The 15050-nt window shown below is 38.7% G+C and carries 9 protein-coding genes and 1 pseudogene; 3 read left to right on the top strand and 7 right to left on the bottom strand.

The annotated features are described in order from the left end of the window. The first annotated feature begins 187 nt into the window (after nucleotides 1-187). Entirely contained in the window at nucleotides 188-1354 is a 1167-nt protein-coding gene (locus tag M1F26_RS00105) for a hypothetical protein (protein ID WP_140172690.1), read from the top strand. A gap of 105 nt (nucleotides 1355-1459) precedes the next feature. On the opposite strand, the gene M1F26_RS00100 is transcribed toward M1F26_RS00105, so the two are convergent. Continuing rightward, the gene (locus tag M1F26_RS00100; protein ID WP_140172689.1) at nucleotides 1460-2386 is read right to left on the bottom strand and encodes a hypothetical protein; all 927 of its coding nucleotides are present in this window, start codon (nucleotides 2384-2386) and stop codon (nucleotides 1460-1462) included. 67 nt (nucleotides 2387-2453) lie between these two features. After that, a complete protein-coding gene (locus M1F26_RS00095; RefSeq protein ID WP_140172688.1) occupies nucleotides 2454-2999 on the bottom strand; it encodes a TetR/AcrR family transcriptional regulator in 546 nt (181 codons plus the stop codon). 95 nt (nucleotides 3000-3094) lie between these two features. Here M1F26_RS00095 and M1F26_RS00090 point away from each other — a divergent pair, with 95 nt between their 5' ends. Continuing rightward, the gene (locus tag M1F26_RS00090) at nucleotides 3095-4594 is read left to right on the top strand and encodes an MFS transporter (protein WP_140172687.1); all 1500 of its coding nucleotides are present in this window, start codon (nucleotides 3095-3097) and stop codon (nucleotides 4592-4594) included. A 97-nt stretch (nucleotides 4595-4691) separates the two neighbouring features. Here M1F26_RS00090 and M1F26_RS00085 read toward each other — a convergent pair. After that, nucleotides 4692-5500, bottom strand: a pseudogene (locus M1F26_RS00085) (MFS transporter); the annotation flags it as partial. A 74-nt stretch (nucleotides 5501-5574) separates the two neighbouring features. On the opposite strand from M1F26_RS00085, the gene M1F26_RS00080 reads away from it, so the two are divergent. Then, on the top strand, nucleotides 5575-6237 hold the full coding sequence (locus M1F26_RS00080; RefSeq protein WP_140172686.1) for a helix-turn-helix transcriptional regulator: 663 nt from the start codon (nucleotides 5575-5577) through the stop codon (nucleotides 6235-6237). A 6-nt stretch (nucleotides 6238-6243) separates the two neighbouring features. On the opposite strand, the gene M1F26_RS00075 is transcribed toward M1F26_RS00080, so the two are convergent. The 4 genes from M1F26_RS00075 to M1F26_RS00060 form a co-directional block, all read right to left on the bottom strand. Further along, nucleotides 6244-6810 (bottom strand): rhomboid family intramembrane serine protease, encoded by a 567-nt coding sequence (locus M1F26_RS00075; protein ID WP_140172685.1) that lies wholly within the window; start codon nucleotides 6808-6810, stop codon nucleotides 6244-6246. Further along, on the bottom strand, nucleotides 6810-11747 hold the full coding sequence (locus M1F26_RS00070; RefSeq protein ID WP_140172684.1) for a DNA repair ATPase: 4938 nt from the start codon (nucleotides 11745-11747) through the stop codon (nucleotides 6810-6812). Before M1F26_RS00070 ends, M1F26_RS00075 begins: the two co-directional genes overlap by 1 nt. 80 nt (nucleotides 11748-11827) lie before the next feature. Next, a complete protein-coding gene (locus M1F26_RS00065) occupies nucleotides 11828-14029 on the bottom strand; it encodes a hypothetical protein (protein ID WP_318837636.1) in 2202 nt (733 codons plus the stop codon). 75 nt (nucleotides 14030-14104) lie between these two features. Next, nucleotides 14105-14743 carry an OB-fold-containig protein gene (locus M1F26_RS00060; protein WP_140172682.1) on the bottom strand — a complete coding sequence of 213 codons (639 nt, stop codon included), beginning with the start codon at nucleotides 14741-14743 and terminating at the stop codon, nucleotides 14105-14107. Between the last annotated feature and the right edge of the window lie 307 nt (nucleotides 14744-15050).

Raw genomic sequence — 15050 nt, 5'->3', positions numbered from 1 at the left:
AGTGAGCAGTTTCTAACATTCTCCAATTGTGGATTGGGAAAGTGTTAACCTTATTTAGAATTGGTCAATTGATTAATAAAATGTTCATTATTTAATCATAATAAGCCTTTTTATTTTTTTGTCATAATATAATTTCTATTTTTTGTTTTTTTTAATATAACATAATAAAAAATAAGGAAATAAACATATGGAAAATATATTTATCGATGTTATTGATAAGGAATATGAATTTTTATGTCAATTATATTGGCAAGTTGAGGGAAATGGTCGATTTTCATATTCAATGATTAAGATAGAAGAAAAAACACAATTAAAATCTAAGGAAATAAAAACTATTGTTGCTAAAAGCTGTAAAGCCTATAGTTTAAAACTAAAATGTGTTTCATGTGGTGAAATAGAATGTCTACGAGATAGAAGCCACTTTTCACATTTAAACGGTCTTGAACATGTTTGTATTGATTGTATTCGTATAGAGAATGAAAAAGAAAGGCAGGAAAAAATTGAATACATTAATGACTTATTATTTTGTAAAAAAGAAAATGCATTAAGTATTAATGATCTTTCTTTTGAAAATAGTGTTTTTTTACTTTCACTTATACGGTATTGTGCGGATGAAAACCTAATGTATTTAGATAGTCTTAACAATCTGAAACATGAGAAATTAACACCTAGTTATAATTTTGATTTATTAATTATAGAACAGCTTTATGCTTCTGGTGTGATAGCAATAAGTACAGTTACTAATTTAAAATATTTAAGTGTTAGTGGTGATTATGTTTATTTTAATGATGAGTTTATGTGCTGGGAAGTTATTGTTAAAGAAACAGATAACTTATCATCGATTATTGATTTACTGGAGAGGAAATTATCTGATTTATATTACTTACAAGAAAATAAAAAATCACTAATTGAACTATGTAAAAAAAATAATCTATTTGAGTGTTTTTTTTATTTAAACCATGAAATGAATGAATATAATTTCACATCTTTTCAAATTGGTGAAAAAACCACGAAAAACATCACCTGTTTATTAGAAAACTTATCTGTTGGACAAGTTTTCTATATTATATCTAAAACGGTTACCGATGCCTTTGTGTATCACCAAAAAAAATCGACTAAAATCAATAAAGGGCAAGCCGCGAACTCTGTTGTTGATGCAATGAAGCGAATGTATGAAAGGTATATCGCTAATGGATGGTCAGTCTATTCAAAATATCGGCCTCGTCATTGCCCTCAATCGGTACTTTGTCAGGTTTTATTTGTGTTTATCTTGCAAACAGATGATGGCGCTATTCATAAATCGTTAAAACAAATTATAACTGACGATGATAAGGGGGTTTTCTTTAATCATTAAAACTGATTTTATGTCTTTCTATAATGGTTTAGTCATTTATTTTCCTGCATCAGGGGCATTTTTCGTTCAAAAAAATGTCCCTGTGCCGTTGAATAGTATCTTTAGTTAGGATGTTATTTCACTTTTTTTTAATTTTGGTAAAAATTTTTCTATTTCAGAATAATACAGAGGTTTTATTTCGTTAACTCCAAGTGGTTTTCTGATAAATTTACTTATATAAATTTTACGTGCTTCTAGAGTTCCTAATGAGGGGGATCTTTTTAATTTAGTTGGTTGTACTGCAAGGTCAGCATCAATAACATATTTTTCGCCATTACTATCTATTTTAACATTGCCATTAGAATTATAATCAAACATGATGCGTCCTCGTTGTTTAACAAAATCATAAGCACTATTACCTTTAATGTTTTTTCCAGCGATATACTTCGTAATTAAAACATCCTTTCCCTTATTCAGAGTTATAGCTCTTGAAAAATTAGTGTTTCTGTTTAATTCATTGAGTATAGAGGAGCAGCGTTTTACATTGCTGTAAGGGCTAAATTTATAGGTATCATAAAAAGGGACTTTAATAACAAAATTTCCAACGCGGTAGGCTGTTCCATAAGTTCCATGACCTAATGAATTAGTTATATTGAGATGCAAATCTGAGTTTTTTTCCTTTCCTACCGAATTTAAATATCCTTGATAAACATAATTATTTTTATTTTTTGCCTCAAAATAGATATTTTCCTCCCTTATCCTTCTAACGAAAGAATCGATATTTTTGATATCTTCTAGTTTGGTTGTATTCGCAGGGGTTATCGGTTTTAGTTTTTCAATTATAGGAACGGTTTTTTTTCCTTTCGATGTAAGATAAGGAACATCAACATTAAATTTATATTCTTTTTTATGGCTAGATTGATTGAATTTTAAGTCATTATTATTTTTTGATTTTATACTTTTTATGTTTTCTATTATGAAGTTTTTATTCGGTTTCTGAGCTTGATAATAATATTTATGATTTTGAATTGTAGTGGTAATTATTTTTCTCATGATAATCTCCATTTGATTTTTATCCAATAATATTGAATTAGGAGATTATTTATTTTAAAAAATGATGTTATGAATAATTTTTTAATAAAATTTCCAAATCACTAAATATAGATTGCCATTCATTATCATCAATTTCCATAAATCCCATATAACGCAACATAAAAGCGCCTTCAGTGGCTAGAAAAACAATTCTTGCTTGTTTGCCTTTTTCTGTTGAAGTATCTAGTCTCGCAAGCCGTTCACGATACCAAGTACGCGTACTTTCCAGATATTCAGGGGTTTGTAATAAGGATGCCATTAAGGAAGCGCCTTTTGCCATCGAGACTTTGTCGTGCTGGTGGGTCGCTTGCATATGCGCAAAAATTTTCCCTTCAGGGGAGTTATCTTGTTCAATTGTTTGATTGAAAATTTCATCATAGGACTGGCCCCAACGCTCAAACATTGCATCGATTAAGGCATCTTTATTGCCAAAACAATATTGAACCCCACCTTTAGATATCCCCATCGCTTTGGCGACTGCGTCGATAGTGAGCGCTGTAGCGCCTTGCTGTAGAACAATGTCTTCAGCAGTATCAAGTAATTTTTCTCTATCGATTTTTCGTTGACGTCCCATTTAGAAAAACCTCTTTTCAATACGTACGTATGGATTTATATTGTAGCACGATCAGCACAGAAATCATGATCAAATAAACTCATTGAGAGAATTTTATGTTAACCGATTATAAGCGCTGGATAGTGCTTCTATTAGTTTCAAGTGTACTGTTTCTTATCGTTATTGATGTCACTGTACTGTATACCGCATTACCTAAATTAACCCATGACTTAGGCGCTACGTCATCTGAAAAACTGTGGATAATGAATGCTTATCCACTGGTGGTCGCTGGTTTATTACCTGCGGCAGGGATGCTAAGTGATAAAGTCGGTCACAAGCAAATGTTTTTGTTGGGGTTACCTCTGTTTGGGATGGCTTCATTGTGTGCTGCATTTTCACCAACAGCAACAAGTTTGATTTTGTCTCGCGGCTTTTTGGCTGTAGGTGCCGCAGTAAGTATGCCTGCCACTCTTGCGATTGTAAGACATGTTTTTTTAGACCCGAAAGAAAGAGCTCTCGCTATTGGAATATGGTCGGCAGTTGTGTCAGGTGGGGCGGCAATTGGCCCATTGATTGGCGGTGTTTTACTTAATCATTTCTGGTGGGGCTCTGTTTTTCTCATTAATGTGCCGGTTGTTTTATTGGTTATTCCGTTCGCTTGTTATTTGATCCCTAAATGCGGTGGTAACAGTGATAAAAAAATTGATATTTTAGGTTCTATTTTAGTCTTAATTGGTCTAATTGGCGTTATTTATGCGTTGAAGGAGCTTGGTAAACCTTATACAGACTGGCCAGCAGTATTGGTTTCAGGCGTGATTGGGGTTTTATTTTTGGTGGTATTTAGAAATCGACAAATTAAATCTACATCACCCATGATTGATTTCACGCTATTAAAGCACCCTAAATTCAATGCAGGGTTGATGATGGCGATTTTATCCATTGTGGTTATTGTTGGTGTCGAATTATTACTAAGCCAACGTTTACAACTGGTATTGGGCTATACCCCATTTCAAGCTGCGTTGTACATCATCCCGATACCCTTAGCGTCAGTATTTGCAGCACCTTTAGCTGGTATGTTCTTACATAAGTTGGGTGAGATTAAACTTACCATTTTAGGGTTTAGTTGTACGCTAATTGGTGTTGTGGGATTGGCTGTCGTTTATCAAACATCTACGGGTATCTTACTGCTTTCATTTCTTTTTCTTATTGGTTTTGGTCTTGGTGCGATATTCACGACAGCATCAACGACAGTGATGTTAAACGCCCCTGATGAAAAAGCGGGTATGGCAGCATCAATTGAAGAAATTGCTTATGAAATTGGCAGTGTCTTAGGTGTCACCTTTATGGGGGGGTTAATGAGTGCTATCTATACGTTAAAACTCTCATTACCTGAAGACATGACTGTCAGCGATAAAGTTTATGACAGTATTGATGAGGCTTTATTAGTTTCTGAATCACTGCCAGTAAATACTGCATCAGCATTGATAAATCAGGCAAATATTGCCTTTGACCATGCTTTCTTAGGGGTGATGGTAGCAACTATTTTTGTTCTGCTGATCAGTATTATTGTTCTGCCTTATTTGTTACGTTCCAAAAGGGATTACCAAACTCATTAGAGTGATTTTTTATCTAAAAGGGAGCTTAGGCTCCCTTTTACACTTTATTTTATTTTTCGGATTAATATAGTTGCGAGTAATGGGCTAATCGCAAATAGAGTGAATAGGCTCCTGTCGGTAATAAACGTTTTTCATTTTGCCATCGAGTAAGGCAATCGTCAGCAGTATGGCTAGGCCAATTAATAAACCAATAAGGTTCATGAATAAGCTGTCAGACAAACTTCCAATTGAAATAGCAAGAACGGATATCACTAACAAAGAAATCGCTAAGAATGGGATTTTGTTAGTTTTTGGTGCCTGGGATTGTTTTTTGGGGAGTTGATTGATGACAATGAGCGCTAGAAAAATAGCGACAGGTAGTAAAGCCCAAAATGCCCAACGCCAATGGCCACTTTCAGCAAAAATACCTCCAATTGCAGGGCCACAGAGTGTTGCTATTCCCCACATACCCGAAACGACACCCATGGCTCGGGACCATAAGTTTTCAGTAAAAACAATGCGAATTAATGCGTAGCTCAGAGCAAATAAAATACCGCCACCCAGTCCTTGTAATGCCCTGCCTCCCAGCAACACTAGCATTGATGGGGAAGCTGCACACCAAATAGACCCTAAAGAAAAGAGAATGAGTGCGAATAAATAAGAAAATTTAGGCCCAAAGCTGTCTAATACTTTACTGGAAAGTGCTGAACCGACAATTGATGTTGCCACAAATAAAGTGGTATTCCATGCATAATATTCAAGACCGCCAATATCATTAACAACACTAGGCAATATGGTTGTTACGATATAAATATTGATAGCGTGTAGCGCAACACCACCAGTTAAGGCGATAGTGAGTAATGCATTGGTGCCACTAAGTAAATCAGCCCACTTGGCTTGAGATACGGTTGATGTTTCATTGCTCATAGAGAGACCCGCTAGACGGAATAGTAGAAAAAGATGTATTATACAAGTAATCGCTTGGGTAATAGAGTCGCATAATGATTAATGCAAGTAATTACTTTGATAATTTAAATCTAACGCAGGCTGTGGATAAGGTTCTATTTTGTATCAAAACTAAAGGACCAATTTCTACCGCAGTGATCGCAAATGACTTAAATATGACTGGGGAAGCTGCAAGGCAACACATTCAAAAACTCACTTCGTTGGGGCTAGTTGAAGGTGCGCAGTGCTTATCACAAACAGGGGCAGGGCGCCCTCGGCAAAATTGGGTGTTAACGGAATTAGGGCATCAACGTTTTCCTGATACTCATGCGCAACTTGCTCTTCAATTAATTAATTCTGTTCAAACTATTTTTGGTGATGAAGGGCTAGAAAAGCTGATTAGCCAAAGGGAAATGGAAAGCCGAGAAAAATATTTTGCCCGTTGTAAAAATTTACCATTAGCTGAGCGGCTTGAAGAGCTGGCTGAAGTGCGTAGCGAAGAAGGGTATATGGCGAAGGTTGAACAAGATGATGACAGTTGGTTGTTTATCGAAAACCATTGTCCAATTTGTGCAGCAGCCACCGCTTGCCAAAACTTTTGTCGTTCGGAATTGGCGTTGTTCAGTGAGATTGTGGGTGATGATGGTAGCATTGAGCGCGAACAGTACTTATTAAATGGTGCTGGACGTTGTGTGTATCGTGTAAAGGTTAAAGGCTAATTAAAGTTATTTGGACGATATCGAATAACCTTTCTTGCTTAGCCATGCATAGATGACCCCAGCAATAGCCCCTGCTATATGGGATTCAGTTGAGATGTACAAGTGAGTCGGTAATAAGCCGCTAGCCATTGTGCCAAAATAGAATAGCACTAATAACGCGATAGCTATATCAACCCAGCTTCGGCGGAAAAAACCTTGGGCGATGAGTAAGCCCCATAAACCAAAAACCCAACCACTGGCACCGATATGAATAGCATTACGACCTAATAACCAAACAGTAAAACCCCCAACAACAATAATAAACAGTGATGCAAGCAAATATGCCTTAATAGTACGGTGCAGTAATAGGGCACTTAGTATGATAAATGGCGGTAAATTACTGAATAAGTGCCCCCAATTACCATGGATAAATGGGGCAAAGAATATACCTATGAGCCCGGTCATAGTGCGAGGTATAATCCCGAATGAAGTTAACCCCCCAGCCATTAAGCTATTAATAAGCTGTACCGCAATAAAAATTGCGACAATGCAGACTAATAGCTTAATGCGAGGATGCCCTTGTAAATATTTCATTAGTGGTTACCCAGCGCTTGTACACTTTCAACAAGCGACGCTAACTGACCAACAACCCGATCACCAATATCTGTATTATCACCACCTAAAGATTTATTACGCATAAAGTCTTTCTTAATTTGTTGCCAACGTGCTGCATCTTTTTCGGTAAGTGTTCCTCGTAACTCAGCGAGTTTGAGTAAGTTTTCTTCTGCGCCGGTTGTGAGCAGCTGTGCCTCACCCAAGTAGTGGTCATCTAGTAATCTTTCAAGTTCATCATTATTCATAACGGAAGAGACTTTTTCGCTGAGCTTATTCATATTACGGTAACTACCTTGCAAGCGAAATGCGGGTTCTGTCCGGTACTTATCGGATTGTGCTGCACTGGCGATATAGTGTTGATTCACTTTCAATACAACATCTCGTAACTTGATTAATTTACTGATTACCGATGTGATTTCATTAATTTCTGCATCAGAGTACGGGTAACTTAAAGTGTTGGTAGAGACAGATTTACCCATCGCTTTATCAACAAATAAGTACAGGTCGTTCAGGTCTCGTAATGCAAGAGGGGCTAATACTGGGTTTGATGTCAGGCTGTTTTCTATATAGCTCAGGGAAAATGCTTCATCCATACCACCTAATACCTCACCAAGGTTATAAATATCAGCGCGGTTTGCAAGCATATCAGGGATTCGGAAAACTTCCCCTGACTCGGTATAGGGGTTACCTGCCATAACGACACTGAATTTTTTACCCCGCATATCATAAGTTTTGGTTTTGCCTTTCCAAACGCCTTCAATACGTCTTGTTCCATCACATAAGGAAATAAATTTTTGCAAAAACTCAGGGTGAGTGTGCTGAATATCATCAACGTATAACATCACATTATTACCCATTTCTAAAGCTAAATTGAGTTTTTCTAGCTCTTGTCTTGCCGTTGCATTAGGCGCTTGTTCAGGGTCTAGAGAAAGCACATCATGACCAAGAGCAGGGCCGTTGACCTTCATAAAAATTAGCCCTAAACGGTCTGCGGCATATTCCATTAAGGTAGTTTTACCGTACCCTGGTGGTGAGATCATTAAGAGTAGCCCCATGAGGTCAGTGCGTTTACCTTCCCCTAAAGCCCCAATTTGTTTTGCCATGTTATCGCCTATGATAGGCAAATAGACATCGTTTATCAGTTTATTACGTACAAAAGAACTTAGTGGTTTTGCTTTATATTCATGCAGTTTTAAACGGCTACGCTCTTCAGTAACAATCTGTTGGCGCAGTGCTTGATACTGACGAAATTCGGGGATAAAACGTTTCCGTTGCCCTCGCATACGGCTGAAGTAGTTATCTAAACTCAGTGATAGAGTTTGGTTTTCAATGGTCGCATGTTCGCCAAGTAACCCGTTAACTTTAAAGTAAAGGTCAGCTTCACTAAAGCGAGCGGAAGCAGCTTTATCTAAGATAATAATGGCAATAGCACCGGGTATGTATGGAACAAGGTGAGAAAATTCAGGGGTTGAGCACAGCCCTTGTAACCAGTTTTGAACTAATGACCAGCGCTGGGCATAGCGAGCCCCTAAATTTTGTTGTGAGCGATTAAAATCTCCCCACATATGGGCTTCTTCTAAGCGGCTCTGGAGTGCTAAAACTAATTCTCTTGCATATTTGCTATAGACGAGTTCTATCGGGGTTCTTGCAAGTGCAAAGCTAAGATATTCGGCGGCTTGAGTCTGCTCATAAGCTTGGCATTGAATGGGGTTATCTTGTAAAAACAAGCTAATTCCCGCTTCGATTTCGGCTTGTAGGTCAAGTAATGCATTGTCATTATGGAATAATTGGTGAATATTCATGGCTGTTCTTGCACGTTCAGGCCATAGTGCAGGAAAATCGTCATTTTGAACTTGTTGCCAATAAATAGCTGCGATAGCACGGGCTGTTGGGCTATACCGTAATAGATCAGCACTTTCACCGATTGGCAGTAGTTTTTTCAGTAAAGCAACAGCATCGTGGTCATGAATACCTTTTTCATAACCTTCTTTATAACGTGGGCTCGCAAAATCACGGACAATTTTTTCAAGTTTTTCCGTTGATGTTAATGCGTTTTTTAGTATATCAAAATTTAGCCCTTCTTGGCGTTTTGTTGCGGCATAGATAATTGAATAAGCAAGATATTCCGCGCGGTAAACCGTATCAGATTCAGACTCTAATGAGGCGCTCCAATAAGGTTTTAACTGTGATAGTTGTTCATTTTCTATTGGTTCTTGGAAATCTGTCCCGGTGAGATAAACCCATAGTTGTTCATTTTTCGGTAAAATGGTGAGGTCGAGCTCTTGGGTATTTACACTGAACCGGTGACGCCCGAGCTTAATGACATTTCCACCATTTTCAAAAATATCTGTTTTATCACGTAAAACTCGAATGGCTTGGTCCCGAGAAGATTTCAGGCGTGCGTCAATATCATCAGCTTTAACGTTATCGTTAATTTCCCTTAATTTTTCAATAATTTCACGGGTTTTAAGCGCCAGAGGGTCTGAGGCAAAGAAAGCATTGAGTTCATCTTGAGACTGTAAACGAGTTGTTCGTCGTTGCAGGCTGTCTAGTAGACGGTCTGCAGCAGTAACTAAATTTTGTGCGCGGCGCTGGCGGTCATCAATAAGAACTTGTTTATGAGATTCAAAGGTTTCGAGTAATTCTTCACGCTTTGCCAATATATCATCAAGAAATTCATCATGGCTGCTAAATTGGCTTTCGAGCTCTTCTAATTGAACAAGTAATCTTGATAGCTGATCATCACAACGTTCAGGGTCGGTGGCAAGAGATAGTGCATTGGTAATGCCTTGGCTGAATAGGCGAAATTGTGCACCAAACTGTGCGACAGTTTCTACATTGCTTTGTGATTTTCGTTTTTGTTGTAAGCGAGCTCGGGATTGGTTTAACTGAGCATAGATTTGAGAAATAGCATCAATAATGTGGGTTTGTTGTGTAACATCGTTGAAGCTTAGTGATGCCATTAGGTTTGAAAGCATATCTAAGTCAGCAGACATTTTTTCCATATCTTTCATGGGAATGTCTAGCTGGGCACTGTTTTGGGCTTTTTCTATTTGTTCTTCAAAAACAGTTAATTGTGTTTTAAAGGGCTGTAACGCTTTATCACTAGCAAGAAAAACAGCGGTTTCTTGTGATACATATTGTTGATTTTTCTCTATTTCGCTTTCCATTTCGCTAAGTCTTTCTAAATCCATATAGCGAAATTCACGCAGTGAAATCAAGTGACCGCGTTGAGCACTCAGGGCATTTAAGCCATCAACAAATTGTTGAATATCAGCCCAACTTTCAGGCAATGTTAATGAAAGCAGTGATTTTTGGCGGCTGATGGCTTCATTCATTGATTTGGCAGATTGCTGCCGTATGCTTTCGACCTTTTCATATTCATCAAGGACGAGTTCACTTGTTTGACTGATTTCTTTAAGCAATTTACCAATACCAAGGCATTGCTCATCACCAAACCAGTAATAAATATCCAGTAAATTTTTTGCTTGTTGGCTAAGTTGTTCGTAGCGAGCAATAGAAATTTGGCTGCCTTCTATTTCTTTGGATACATGCAATATTTCAGAAATACCACGAACTAAGTCTGCATTGCCTATACGGCCTAAAAAACCGCTACGAGTAGGCTGTTTGTCGGCAAACTCTTCTGAGTAAAATGGGGTCTGCCAAACTTGCATTGGGTGAACGCGAGTCGCTTCTTCCCCTTCGCCCTCAAATAACACCATTTTTCCATCTTCCAGCATGGCATAACCATGCCCAATGAGTGGAATTGAAAGTGTTCGTTCAATTAAATTGTAATTGAATAGGGCAATACGACCTTGATTTGGAGAATAGAAAACATATAGAACATCCTCTCCATTTGGGGAACGACGTAAACGGCGAAAATGCATGCCATCCATAGGCTGTTCAAACGTTTTATAATCACCATTTTGTAAGTAGTAACCGCCAGGGAAAATAATACCGTGGTCTTCTGGTAACTGGACGCACGCTTGCCCAACAGCATCAATACGTTGTACGGATTGGGATAACGTGTTGTAAACTAAATAACGCCAAGTTTCTTCCCGATAAGGTAAAACTTTTAAGATAATTAAACTGCCAGTTTGTGCGTATTCAATTTGGGCGTCGTCTAGTGATTGGTTTTTATCAAGAACCGCTTCTCGGTAAATCCCCAAACCATCTTCAGTGTTATTTTCACACTTGATGGTTAAATCACCGCCGATAGTTTCAATGAATACTGTGTCAAGAATATTGATGTGAGGGTATCGGCCGTTAACGGTGTCTTCTCGCGTGGTTTTTTGCCATTCAAAGTCATAGGCTGGTGGGAGGGCGATATCGCGTTCACCCCGGTTATCAATATACTCAATTTTGCGTTTGTCGCTGGAGATTGACCAGCGAAAAACTCGCACGTCCGTGATGCGATCGCCAATTTGAAAACTAGCAAGAAGTTTGCCGTCCCGTTCAACAAGTTGCAGTAACTGTGTGTTCTTATAATAGGTATAGAGTTCAGTAAAATCTTGAACAAAGCGATTATCACTCAAGAAGGTATCTTCATAAGGGACTGCTTCAACATCAAACTCATTGTCGTTTTCAATTAACCTATATAGTGAAAATACATCTTCGAGGTGCGTTTCTTTTTTTAGGCCGAGGAATACGTTATAGCCAAATAAAAGCCACTCGCCAACGCGGACAATGTCCCTTGCTTGGCAATTATTTTCAGTACGAATGCGAATGCGGCCAATGATATCCATTTGGCTCTGGCCGAATTCATCCAACCGCATTTCATTGAGTTGAGCGGCTTTTTGATGAAGTTGTTGCCCTTGGTCGGTCAGGCGTTTGCGTAATATTTCATAAGCACCACCTTCTGCAACAGCACTATCGAGTATTTCTTGTTCGCGATCCGTATCCTGAATATCTGACATTGCGCAGCGAATTCCCTTAACTAAGACAATAAAAATGAAAAACAATAGGGGTAGGTTCACTACCCCAATGTGCTAAAGGTTTACAGTTGGTCATCCGTTGGTGGAATCGGTTTTGATATGACCGTTTTTGCTGGCTGATTAACCCCTTTAGCTGCCATAAAACCGTTTATAAGATCTTGAACTTCGGGGTTTTTCAATAATGCGGCAATATCAACTTTTTTGTCTTCTTTGCTACGATTAATGAGTTTTTCAACATTTTCTTTTGCGAAACTGCTTTTATCCATAAAGCCATCAACCGCTTTACCGAGGCTTAGTGCTTTAGAGAAGGTATTGAAGAAGCTGCCGTCGCCGCCCACAATTTCAATATTGGTTTTGCTAAGTGCTGCAGCCAGTACATCAGCTTGCTCGCGGGCAATTTCTTTATTTGCGTCGATAGAGGCCATGGATTGTTCGAACTCTTTCTCAAGGCGCATACGGAACTCTTCATGTGAACGTGCGGTATCGCTGAGGTGATCCATTGATTTAAATTTGTCGGTTAAACCATCGGCTTCAGCTTTCAAGCGTTGGCGGATAACTTCGGCTTGCGCTGAACCTAATTGTCCTTCCCCTCGAGCTTGTGCTGCCAGTTTTTCTTCCAGTACTTTCGCGTCAGCTAAGCCTAGTTTTTCTTTAGCATTTGCTTGCTGTTCTTCACCACGAGCTTGGGCTGCTAATTTCTCTTCAAGGATTTTTGCTTCAGCAAACCCTTGTTGTTGCTCTGCTTTAGCTTTAGCTTCCATAACCTGAGCTTCCGTTAAGCCTTTTTCTTTCAGCCCACGTGCTTCTGCTAACAGTTTCTCAGCCGTAATATTGGCAAGAACAAGACCTTCTTTTTCTTCTGCCTCTGCAGTTGCTTGACGAACTCGAGCTTCTGCTAAACCTAATGCCGCGTGTTCGGCTTCAACCCCTTCCACTAAGCGTTTTTTGGCTTCAGCTTGCTTTGCCGATGCTTCGAGTTCTGCTTGTGCCATGGTGCTTATTTCTTCTGCACGGTGTTTAGCACTGGCTTCATCAGCTTCGGCTTTTTTCACTTGGCGAACGAGTGACTCTTCTGCTTCTGCCTGTGCGTTAATCACGGTGACTTGGCGCATGCGTTCAGCTTCAGAGACTTCACGAACTTCTTTGATGCGCTCTTCTTCTTGTGCCACGGTTTTTTCAACGGCTACACGCTCACGTATAACATTGGAGATATTTTTGCGTTCTTCTTCGAGTGCTTTTTCTTTTTCTATACGTTGTAACTCAACTTCTCTTTCTCGGGCAACAATCTCAAGTTCACGTGCGCGGCTCACTCGTTCTTCTTCGATAGCTACAGCTCGAGTACGGTTTTGTTGTGCGACTTCAACTTCTCGCATGCGGTTTTCTTCGCGGATTTCAATTTCTTGCTGGGTTTGAATACGTGCTTGCTCTGCTTTAAGGCGTTCTTCTTCTTGAACACGTAAAGTTTCAGCTTGTTCACGTGCACGAATATTATCAATTTCACGCTTTTGGCGTGCTTCGGCATCGGCTTGTTGGCGCTCTAAAGCCAAACTTGCTTCGCGAGTTTCAACATTTTTCTTTTGAATTGCGAGCTCTTGGTCACGCTCTTTTTGGTTGGTTTCAATATTGTGGATCGCGGTGATTTCAGTAATTTTACGAATACCTTCGGAGTCAAAGATATTGTTTGGGTCTAAGGCTGATTTAGGTGTTTGTTCTAGGTAATCAATAGCTACATCTTCAAGGGCGTAGCCGTTAAGGTCCTTTCCTATCACATCAACAATGCGGTCACGGAAGTCTTGTCGGTTTTCAAATAAAGTGGCTAAATCCAGTTGCTTACCTACTGTTTTTAAGGCTTCAGAGAATTTTGCACTGAATAACGTGCTGACCGCTTGATGGTCTGATGCACGGTCAACACCGATAGCTTTTGCAACTTTCAGCACGTCTTCCGTCGTTTCATTCACTCGCAAATAGAAAGCAACGGTGATATCAGCACGTAAGTTATCATGACAAATTAAGCCATCTTTACCGCGGCGATCAACTTCAAGTGTTAGCAAAGAAATACGCATGAATTCTTTTTTGTAGATGACAGGGTAAACTAATGCCCCTGTAAAATGCACTTTAGGCTGTGATGACATGTCATTGACAATCAAAGCAGTACCTTGTGGAACTTTGATATAGAAGGCTTTGAATAATCCAAAGAAGCCTAGAATAACTAGGATGATCCCCCCGATAATGGTTAAAAAGGGCATTAGTGCAGCCAAATCCATATTAATTCTCCATTGGTTCTGACGATGACGTCATTTCGATTATGCAAGCAAGATATTTATTTTTTAAAAGTGAAGTTATCCGTGGCGAAACTCATTTTCACTGACAACTTGGTAACTGTGCGATGATGCGTCATAGCTAATGATGACAACACGATCACCGCGTTTTAACTGCTCGGAGGATGGGGCGCGTATTTGTAAAATTAACCCAGCCCCGCCATCTTCTAATAGTGCCTCGCCATTTTGTTCATTTACCGTTCCTGAACGTACTGTGGCGTATTTACCGATAAGCTGTTGTACTGTTTTAGGTTTATTGAGATTCACCAATTTTTTGCGCACAGGTTTTAAGCACAAAGCGGTTAAATGAAGAGAGATAAATAGGGTGATCGCAAAAACGGTGAAGCTGACGAGATAGCGTAATAAGTCAGTATCAATGAAGCGAATAAAGATATGTACGCTGAAATAACTGATTATCCAGCCAAAAAGAGTAAATAACGTGACAATAATAGTGACAGGGATCCCTGCTAAGCCAAGCTTAGTTAACCAGCCAGCAAAACCGGTTGCATCAATACCGGCATCAAATTCGGTATCAATATTAAATACGTCGATATCCAATAAACCAAAAGCGGCACATAACCAATAAAATAAAACAATGATTAGCAAACCACTAAAGATAATTGTTGGGAACATCAAACTGTTATGGAAAAACAAACTCATAGGGTTTTCTCTTTATTATTAATACATTATTGAGTTTACGTGAAAAGTAACGTTTGTTTAATTTATCACCATAAAATAATTTAACTTAATAATATATTTTTTAATTAATAGCAGTATCAGACTAGTCTATAAGCACTTTTATTTTTTGGGAGTTTCTTATAACACTGGTTGTTTATCCAGTTTTATTTGGTGAAGTTATTCCTAAAGTCTTATCGATAATAACAGGGCATTGATAGGAGAGAATTTTACCATTAATCGTTAAGTTGATGATAATCATTCTCAAACAAAGAATGGGGGTTTAAAGTAC

Origin of the sequence: Providencia sp. PROV048, assembly GCF_033688165.1 — a bacterium.
Lineage (GTDB): Bacteria > Pseudomonadota > Gammaproteobacteria > Enterobacterales > Enterobacteriaceae > Providencia > Providencia hangzhouensis.
The sequence above is the reverse complement of the archived record's forward strand: the minus strand, read 5'-3'. Positions and strand labels throughout refer to the sequence as shown.